We start from the raw sequence: 7893 nt of genomic DNA on the forward strand, positions 1-7893 counted from the left end.
ACACAATATCCATAAAACACTCTCTTCCCATAACGAAAACCCCCACCCGTGGACCACCTGGCGACCGTCGCTGTAGCACCCCGGCCGGCCGCCGGCCCCCGGTTCCACGCTACGGCACGGCACCGACAGCGAGGTCTGCTCGCGACCGGCCTCGGGCGGGGTTGTCCGCAGGCGGTCGGGGACGGTGCGGGGAGACGACACGGAGGCGCCGACGCATGACTACGCCACCATCGCCACCTGGAGCTGACGCGTCACCTGTCCGGATCGGCGCTCTCGTTCCGCTGAGCCGGCCCGGCTGGGTCGAGGCAGGCCAACACCTGCTCGCCGGACTCGAGCTGGCCGTCCGCGACGTCAATGACGCAGGCGGGATCGTCGGAAGCCCACTCGAGCTGGTGGTCCGGGACACCGCGGCCGACCCGCAGCGGGCAGTGGCGGCCGTGGATGAGCTGGCCCGCCTGGGCGTGGCCGCCCTGGCGGGGGAGTACCACAGCGTCGTCGCTCGTGCCGCCGCGGCCAGGGCCGACGCTCTCGGCCTGCCGTTCCTCTGCTCGTCAGCGGTTCTCGACGCGCTCACCGAACAACCGACGCGATGGGTCGCGCGGCTCGCCCCGGCGCAGTCCCACGGCTGGCGGATCTACGCGGACTTCCTGCTCAACGCGGGCCACCGCCGAATCGCCGTCGCGGCCGAGCCGAGTGTCTACTGGGCATCCGGGGCCCGCATCCTGCGGGACCACCTCGCACCCCGCGGCGGCACCGTCATCGAGGTCGACATGCGCGAGCGCGCGCCCGCGGCCGTGTGTGACGAAGTCGCCGACAGTCGCGCGACGGCGCTCCTCCTCCTGGCCGGCCCGCGGCCGGCGGTGACGATCGTCAGGTCCGTCCGCCGCGACCAGCGCCTCGCCGAGATCATGATCGGTGCTCCGGCGGGACAGCCGGAGTTCGCCGAATGGGCGTCGCTGGGCGAGGACGGCGCCGCGATCCCGTTCCTGCGCTACCTGCCCGAGCACCTCGGCCCCCTCGGTGCCCGAGTCGAGACGGCCCTGCGTGAGCGGCTGGCCCAGGCGCCCTCCTTCGTCGCCTTCGAGGGCTACGACACGGTCGCCGTCCTCGCCGAGGTGCTGCGCACGCACGGCGTGGACCGGGCGCGCATCGCCGAATCCTGGCCGAGTATCGGGGTCGACGGCACCCGCGGGCAGATCCGGTTCTCCCGTCCGGCGGGCATCAGCGTGTGGCAATGGGCGTGGCCGCCGGTCCAGGTCGTTGATCGGGATCCGGCGAACCCCGACCACTTCCGGGTCCTCCACACCACCGCCTGAGCGAGCACGGCGGTCCAGGCCTTCGAAGCCGGCCGACCGCCGCGCCGTGCCGGTTCGTGCACCACGATGAGGTGAAGCGATCAAGATCGGTCCGCCGTCGGCGTAAACGAGGATGACAGGCCCGGCTACGCTTGTTGCGTGAACTGGACCGTGGACGTGCCGGTGGACACGCTGCCCGAGCTTCCGCCGCTGCCGCCGACACTGCGTGCCCGCCTCGACGAGGCCCTGTCCCGGCCCGCCGCGCAGCAACCCGAATGGCCCGACCGCGAGCAGGTGCGCCAGGTGCGCACCCTCCTGGAGAGCGTGCCGCCGATCACCGTGCCCCACGAGATCGACCGGCTCCGCGACCGGCTCGCCGAGGTGGCCCGCGGCGAGGCGTTCCTGCTGCAGGGCGGGGACTGCGCCGAGACGTTCGTCGACAACACCGAGCCGCACATCCGCGGCAACATCCGCACGCTGCTGCAGATGGCCGTCGTGCTGACGTACGGGGCCAGCCTGCCGGTCGTCAAGGTCGGCCGCATCGCCGGGCAGTACGCCAAGCCGCGCTCGAACGGCATCGACGCGCTCGGCCTGCCGGTCTACCGCGGCGACATCATCAACTCGCTGGCGAAGACGCCGGAGGCCCGCGTGCCCGACCCGGGCCGCATGATCCGCGCGTACGCCAACGCGGGCGCGGCCATGAACCTCGTGCGCGCGCTGACCGCGGCGGGCATGGCGGACCTGACGAAGGTCCACGAGTGGAACAAGGACTTCGTCAGCAACTCGGCCGCCGCCGAGCGGTACGAGGCGCTGGCCACGGAGATCGACCGCGGCCTGCGCTTCATGCAGGCGTGCGGCGTCGAGGACTCCTCCCTGCACTCGACGGAGATCTTCGCCAGCCACGAGGCCCTGCTGCTGGACTACGAGCGCGCCATGCTCCGCATGGACACCCGCGATCCCGACCCGAGGCTGTACAACCTGTCGGCGCACTTCCTGTGGATCGGCGAGCGGACCAGGCAGCTGGACGGCGCCCACATCGCGTTCGCCGAGCTGCTGTCCAACCCGATCGGCGTCAAGATCGGCCCGACCACGTCCCCGGAGCTTGCCGTCGAGTACGTGGAGCGGCTGGACCCGCACAACGTGCCCGGCCGCCTGACGCTCATCAGCCGCATGGGCAACCAGAAGATCCGCGACGCCCTGCCACCGATCATCGAGAAGGTGGAGGCCTCGGGCCACCGGGTCATCTGGCAGTGCGACCCGATGCACGGCAACACGCACGAGTCCCCGAGCGGCTACAAGACCCGCCACTTCGACCGGATCGTCGACGAGGTCCAGGGCTTCTTCGAGGTGCACAGGCGGCTGGGCACCCACCCGGGCGGCATCCACGTGGAGCTGACGGGCGAGGACGTCACCGAGTGCCTGGGCGGCGCGCAGGACATCTCGGACGCGGACCTGAACAGCCGCTACGAGACGGCGTGCGACCCGCGCCTGAACACCCAGCAGTCGCTGGAGCTGGCGTTCCTGGTCGCGGAGATGCTCCGCAGCTGAGTCGAGGAGGCCGGCCCCCCGCGGGTCGGCCTCTTTCGTCTCCTATCAAAAATGAACGTTCATTCTTTATAGTGGGGGCATGCGCACCGCCAGCCGCACCGCCGAGCACGTCGCCCTGTTCCGCGCACTGGAGACCCGCCGTGGCCGCGGTCTCTTCCGCGACCCGTACGCCATTCTCTTCCTCCCGCCGCGCTATCGCTGGCTGGTCCGCGCCGCCACCCTGCCACCCCTCAACCACGGCATCGCGCGGCTCATCGACCACCGCTACCCGGGCGGCCCGCGCAGGTCCGCCGTCGCCCGCACCAGGTTCATCGACGACCTCCTGGCCGAGGCCGACCCGGAGCAGGTCCTCCTCCTGGGCGCCGGCTACGACAGCCGGGCCCACCGCATCCCCGGCATCCCGACCACCTACGAGGTGGACCACCCCGCCACCCAGCAAGCGAAACGCCGGAGAATTCGCGACCGGGACCACGTCCACTACATTTCCGTGGACCTCAACGAACAGAGCCTGGCGGAAGCACTGCGGAAAGCCGGCTTCCCCAGGAAACGCACGGCCGTCATCTGGGAGGGCGTCACCAACTACCTCTCCGAAGAGGCCGTGGACAAAACGCTACGCGACCTCACGGCGACGACCGGGAAAGGCAGCACGGTCATCCTGACCTATGTGGACCGGGCCGCGCTCGACGACGACACCGAGTGGCACCGATCGGTGCGACGGGTCGGCGAACCGTGGACTTTCGGCCTGCACCCCAACGAGGTTCCCGCGTATCTCGGGGAACGCGGCCTGGTGCTGAGAGGCGACATGTCCACACAGGAGGCCGCCCGGCGGTACCACACTGCGGAACCGGCCGCCGGTTTCTACCGGATCGCCTGGGCGGTGACGGACTGATGCCGAAAGTCACCGAGGAACACCTTGCCAACCGCAGAAAACAAATCCTGGAAGCCGCCGCGAGCTGTTTCGCGAGGAACGGTTTCCACCGCACCTCCATACAGGACATCGTCAAGGAGTCCGGCCTTTCCGCGGGACTCATCTACCGGTACTTCGCCGGCAAGGACGACATGATCATCGCGATCGTCGAGGAGTGGCACACCACCCGCGCCGCCACCCTCGCGCACGATCCGCTCGCCGGCTATCTGGACCTGCTCAGGGCCGTCGCCGCCCCCGAAGCCAGGCAGCAACGGAACCTCAGCATGCAGGCCTGGGCCGAGACGATCCGCGAGCCGCGGATCCGCGACCTGGCCCGCCAGGGCGTCGACGACCACCGCGCGGCCCTCGAGGACCTCGCCCCCGACGGCCTGATCCGCGTCCTCGTCGCCATCTACCAGGGCCTGCTGCTCCAGGCCGCCTGGGACGACGACCTGGACGTCGAGGCGTTCGTCGGCTCAGTTCGCCAGCTCGTGGAGGGTCGTGCATGACTTGTTGATCGCGGCGGCCAGCACGTCGATGTCCGGCACCGCGTCCCGGTCGGTCTGCAGGCCGATGTGGACCGCGTCCCGGTACGGCGAGATCGCGACCCCCAGCGCCTGCCCGGGACCGAGCGGGCCGAACGGGTAGATCTCGTCCAGCGCAGCGCCGTCGAACGTGAGCGGTACCGACGGCAGCGGCACGCTCGTCACCACCGTGTCGAACAGCAGCGGCGCCGCGAACCCCACCGGCCCCGTGCAGAGCCGGTGCACGGCCGAGGGCAGCCGGTTCGCCAGGATCGCGATGGTCCCGGCGCCTCGCGACGGGCCGGCGGCCTTGTTGGCGTCCATCGCCGTCCGCACGGCACGCAGCCGCTGCACCGGGTCGGCCAGCCCGACCGGCAGGTCGCAGAGGTACCCGGACAGCTGGTTGCCGCCCGCGCCACCGCGTGCCCGCGTGTTCACCGGGATCAGCGCCCGCGGTGTGAGCCCGTCGACCGCCACGTCCCGCGACCGCAGCCACGAGCGCAGCCCACCGGCCAGCACCGCCAGGACCACGTCGTTGGTGGTGCCGCCGTGCTGGCGCCGGATCTGCCGCACGTCGGCGAGGTCGAGCCGGATGAACGCCACCCGCCGGGCGGACCCGCCGGAGGTCAGCAGCGCCGGCACCGGCGGCCGGCGCACGGCACGCGCGACGGCGCCGGCCATGGCCGCGGTCTCGCTCAGGCTGTACTCCGGCGGCCTGGTGGACCGGGTGGGCGGCATCCCGTCGTCCAGCAGCGCGCCGGCCAGCGCGACCGCACCCGCCCCGTCCGCGAGCGAGTGGTGCAGCTTGACGAGCACCGCGAACCGGTCGTCCGGCAGGCCGGTCACGAGGTGCACCTCCCACGGCGGCCTGGCCAGGTCGAGCGGGGTGGCGAGCCAGCCGGCCACGTACGACTCGAAGGTGCGCTGATCGGTCACCGCGTAGGCGCGTACGTGCGCGCCCGGTTCGAAGTCCGACGCCGGCCACCAGGACGGGAACCAGTTGCCGGCGACCCGCAGCGCCGGCAGCCGCGCGGCCCGTTCCGCCAGCAACGCCCGCTGGCGGGCCGGCGAGACCGAACCGCGGAAGACGGCGACAGCGCCCAGGTGCATCGGGCGCTCCCGCGTCTCCAGGCTCAGGAACGCCGTGTCCAACCCACTCAGTCGACCCATGGCTCCACCCAAACAGCGTGACGTGACCGCGGGGTTACGCGCATGCGCAGTGTTGATTATTCACTCCGCAAGCTCCGCGAAGTCGTCATTGTTCACTCGTTCGTGCAGCTCAGCCCAGTACGTAGATGGTCACCTTCGAGCCGGGCTCCACCCGGGTGCTAGGCAACGGGTCCTGGGTGACCACCCGGCCGCGGTCGTCGTTGGTGAACGACTGCACGTCGACCTGCAGGCCCAGGTCCTGGAGCTGCCTGATGGCATCCTTGCGCGACTTGCCACCCAGGTCGGGCAGGGTGACCGCGTTCGACAGGGTCACCGTGACCTTGCGGTCGTCGCTGTCGATCTTGGTGCCGGCCGTGGGGTCGGTGCCGATGACGTGACCGCCGTCGACGTCGCGGTCGAACTGCTCCTGGCCCTCCACCGGGTCGAAGCCGTCCTGCCGCAGCTGGTCGAACGCCTCGTCCTTGCTCTTGTTCCGGACGTCCGGCACCGGCTTGGGCTGGCGGCCCTTGCTCACGACGATGAAGACGGTCTTGCCGATCTCCAGCTCGTTGCCGGGAGCGGGATCGGTCGTGATGACCTTGCCCTTCGGCACGTCGCTGGAGAACTGGTCCTTGCCCTCGTCGCGGTCCGGGCGCAGGTCCGCGTCCTTGAGCTGCTTCTCGATGTCGGCGACGTCCGAGCCGGGACGCACGTCCGGCACCTTCGGCCTGCCCGACGAGACGATCAGCGTGATCGAGTCGCCCCGCAGCACCTCGGCCCCGATCGCCGGCTCGGTGCCGATCGCCATGCCACCGGCCACCGTGTTGCTGTGCTTGGTCTCGACGTTCGCCTTGAGGTCGCTGTCCGTGAGGAGCTGCTGCGCCTCCACCAGCGTCCGGCCGGCCACGTTCGGCACCGTGCGGTAGCGACCGGAGGTGAACCACCAGGTCGTGGTACCCGCCAGCGCCAGCACCAGCACGCCGACGATGCTCCACAGGGTGATCACCCCGGCGCGGCTCTGCTTCTTCTTGGGCGGCGGGCCGGGGCGCTTCGGCCGGGGACCGCGGGGCGGGCCGGACTGCGCCGGCATCCCGCCGGACGGGGGCGCGGCCGGCGGCACGAACTCGGTGACCGCGTTGGCGGCGTCCAGGTCGGTGCGCAGCATCGCGCGGGTGCCCTGCGGCCCGATGGGCCGGAAGCCGGCCGGCGCCGGGCGCACGATCGTGGCGTTCATGGTCGCCCCGGCGACCGGCACCGGCGCCATCAACGGTTGGCCGTTGGCGGCGGTCCGCTCGGTGGGTGCCAGCTCCACCACGCCCACGCCGCCCGTGGCGGGTGCTGACCGGTCCACCGGTGGCCGCACCGGCTGCGTGCGGTCCGCGACGCTCGGCGCGGGTACCGGCACGGCGACGCCCTGTGCGCCGAGCAGCCCGCGCAGCCGCTGCACCTCGGCGAGGAACGCGGCGCCGTCGGCGGGGCGCGACGCCTGGTCGCGGCGCGTCGCGCGGAGCACGAGGTCGTCCAGCTCGGCCGGGATGCCGGACGCGAGCGTCGACGGGGCCGGGACGTCGTCGTTCACGTGCCGGTAGGCGACGGAGATGGCGCTGTCGCCGGTGTAGGGGGCGGCGCCGGTCAGCATCTCGAACAGCACGATGCCGGCGGAGTACACGTCGCCGGTCGCGGACGCCGCCCCGGTCGTGACCTGCTCGGGGGAGAGGTAGGCCACGGTCCCGAGGATGACGCTGGCGCTGGTGGTCCCGGCGCTGTGCACGGCCCTGACCAGGCCGAAGTCACCGACCTTGACCGCGCTGCCCTGCTCGCCGGCGTGCCCGATGAGCACGTTCTCCGGCTTGACGTCCCGGTGCACGAGGCCGGCCCGGTGGGCCGCGGCGAGCGCGGCGAGCACCTGCTCCATGATCGCGAGCGTGAGCGGCACGGGCAGCGCGCCGCGCTCGTTGATCAGGTCGCGCAGGGTACCGCCGTCGACCAGCTCCATCACCAGGTACACGAGGTCGCCGTTCGCCGACCGGTCGACGCCCTGGTCGTGCACGGCGACCACGTTCGGGTGATGGATCTTGGCCGCCGACCGCGCCTCCCGCTCGAAGCGGTCGACGAACGTGCGGTCGTCCGCGAAGCGCGCGTCCATCACCTTGATCGCGACCCGCCGGTCGAGCCGCGTGTCCAACCCGCGGTACACCGAGGACATGCCACCGCGGGCGAGCAGCGCGTCGACCCGGTACCGCTGCTCCAGCAGCGACCCGATCAAGCCGACTCCCCTATCGTCCACGCCCGTGATGGTACGGAAGCCTCGGCCCGTGGTGCGGGGAAGCGGTCGAATTGGACCCAAGGTCGGACCAGTGACGTAAATTGCCATACGCGGTCACGGCGTTCCTGTGGCAAGGTTTGCGGTGTGAGTGCGATCCCCTTCGCCGACGACGTGTTGGGTCCCGAGGTCGACGTGCTGCCGCTG

General features: G+C 71.5%; 6 protein-coding genes. 4 read left to right on the forward strand and 2 right to left on the reverse strand.

The genetic code is table 11. From position 1 onward, the window contains the following. Positions 1-215 precede the first annotated feature (215 nt). The 4 genes from ACJ73U_RS32535 to ACJ73U_RS32550 all read left to right on the forward strand — a co-directional run bounded on the left by ACJ73U_RS32535 (position 216) and on the right by ACJ73U_RS32550 (position 4259). On the forward strand, positions 216-1316 hold the full coding sequence (locus ACJ73U_RS32535) for an ABC transporter substrate-binding protein (RefSeq protein WP_407781570.1): 1101 nt from the start codon (positions 216-218) through the stop codon (positions 1314-1316). Positions 1317-1454: 138 nt separating this feature from the next. Then, entirely contained in the window at positions 1455-2843 is a 1389-nt protein-coding gene (locus ACJ73U_RS32540; protein WP_407781571.1) for a class II 3-deoxy-7-phosphoheptulonate synthase, read from the forward strand. 79 nt (positions 2844-2922) lie between these two features. Further along, a complete protein-coding gene (locus tag ACJ73U_RS32545) occupies positions 2923-3732 on the forward strand; it encodes a class I SAM-dependent methyltransferase (protein ID WP_407781572.1) in 810 nt (269 codons plus the stop codon). After that, a complete protein-coding gene (locus tag ACJ73U_RS32550) occupies positions 3732-4259 on the forward strand; it encodes a TetR/AcrR family transcriptional regulator (RefSeq protein WP_407781573.1) in 528 nt (175 codons plus the stop codon). Before ACJ73U_RS32545 ends, ACJ73U_RS32550 begins: the two co-directional genes overlap by 1 nt. Here the strand turns inward: ACJ73U_RS32550 and ACJ73U_RS32555 are convergent. Both ACJ73U_RS32555 and ACJ73U_RS32560 read right to left on the reverse strand, forming a co-directional pair. Next, positions 4227-5444: a wax ester/triacylglycerol synthase domain-containing protein gene (locus ACJ73U_RS32555; protein WP_407781574.1), complete on the reverse strand. Its 1218-nt coding sequence runs from the start codon at positions 5442-5444 to the stop codon at positions 4227-4229. The genes ACJ73U_RS32550 and ACJ73U_RS32555 overlap by 33 nt on opposite strands. A gap of 109 nt (positions 5445-5553) precedes the next feature. Then, on the reverse strand, positions 5554-7710 hold the full coding sequence (locus ACJ73U_RS32560) for a PASTA domain-containing protein (protein ID WP_407781575.1): 2157 nt from the start codon (positions 7708-7710) through the stop codon (positions 5554-5556). Positions 7711-7893: the final 183 nt, after the last annotated feature.

Source organism: Actinophytocola sp. (genome assembly GCF_045807065.1).
Lineage (GTDB): Bacteria > Actinomycetota > Actinomycetes > Mycobacteriales > Pseudonocardiaceae > Actinophytocola.

Excerpts from the sequence above, each read along its gene's own strand:
- ACJ73U_RS32535 (WP_407781570.1), top strand. The coding sequence starts at position 216 with ATGACTACGCCACCATCGCCACCTGGAGCTGACGCGTCACCTGTCCGG.
- ACJ73U_RS32545 (WP_407781572.1), top strand. The coding sequence starts at position 2,923 with ATGCGCACCGCCAGCCGCACCGCCGAGCACGTCGCCCTGTTCCGCGCA.
- ACJ73U_RS32550 (WP_407781573.1), top strand. The coding sequence starts at position 3,732 with ATGCCGAAAGTCACCGAGGAACACCTTGCCAACCGCAGAAAACAAATC.
- ACJ73U_RS32555 (WP_407781574.1), bottom strand. The coding sequence starts at position 5,444 with ATGGGTCGACTGAGTGGGTTGGACACGGCGTTCCTGAGCCTGGAGACG.